Source organism: Variovorax soli NBRC 106424 (assembly GCF_001591385.1).
In the GTDB taxonomy this organism is placed as follows: Bacteria; Pseudomonadota; Gammaproteobacteria; order Burkholderiales; family Burkholderiaceae_C; genus Variovorax; species Variovorax soli.
Map to the genome: position 1 here is coordinate 1 of NZ_BCUU01000230.1, position 1,022 is coordinate 1,022.

General features: G+C 64.2%; 1 protein-coding gene. It reads right to left on the reverse strand.

Annotated features, from left to right (window positions below; translation table 11 throughout):
- Positions 1 to 934 (reverse strand): IS481 family transposase (locus tag VSO01S_RS26520; RefSeq protein WP_068645714.1); only part of this gene is annotated, 934 nt, incomplete at its 3' end.
- Positions 935 to 1,022 lie beyond the last annotated feature (88 nt).

Consider the following 1,022-nt stretch of genomic DNA (forward strand, 5'->3'; position numbering starts at 1 on the left):
TGTTGAGTTGCAATAGATTGGTCTGTCCAAGCCGGGAGGCTGGGGGCTTGTAGCCGAGGGCCGAGTGAGGCCTGCGAGCGTTGTAGTAGGCCAAGAAGGCGGGCAGCCAGGCAGTGCGTTCGCTGCTGTGGGCCCATGCTCGCCCGTAGGCCCACTCGCGCAGGCAAGTCTGGATGAAGCGCTCGGCTTTGCCGTTGGTCTGCGGCCGGTAGGGCTTGGTGAAGGTGTGCTTGATGCCCAGGGCCTGGCAGGTCTTGGCAAACAGGCGTGAGCGGTAGGCGCTGCCGTTGTCGGTGATCAGGCGCTTGATGGTCACGCCCAGCGACCGGTAGTGGGCCACTGCGGCCAGGAGAAACTGCACGGCCGAGGGCTTCTTCTCGTCCGGGTGCATCTGTACGAAGCCCACGCGCGAGTGATCGTCGATGGCCACATGGGCGAACTCCCAGCCTGCGCCGCGCACGCGCGTGGTGCGATCGCCGTTGATGCGATGACCTTCTCGCTCGATGCGCCCGAGCTTCTTGGTGTCCATGTGCAGCAGTTCGCCCGGCGCCTGGCGCTCGTAGCGAAGCGCAGGCGCGATCGGCTCCAGCGCCTTCAGGCTGGACAGCCCCAGGGTGGCCAGGAAGCGGCTGATGGTGGCAGGGCTGCGGCCCACGACACAAGCAATGCGCCGTATCGGCATGCGATCTCGCCGCAGAGCCTCGATGCGTGCGGCCAGGATCTGATCGATGCTGCTGCGAGTCTTGTGAGGTCGGCAACTGCGGTCAAGCAAGCCCAGCTGGCCCTCCTGCTGGAAGCGACGCTGCCACTTGCGCGCGCAGGCCGGGCTGATGCCAGCGGCCTGGGCCGCCGCCATCAGCCCTTGGGAGGCAATGCGATTGATCAGCAACTTGCGACCCTCGAAGGTCAGTCTGGCATTCTTATGGCTGTTCATCCGGGAGATTTCCTCTGTGAGGCTGAAGCGTGGTAACTCCAGTTTCCCAGACCCTTCCGGATGAACACCGATCTATTGAAACACTACA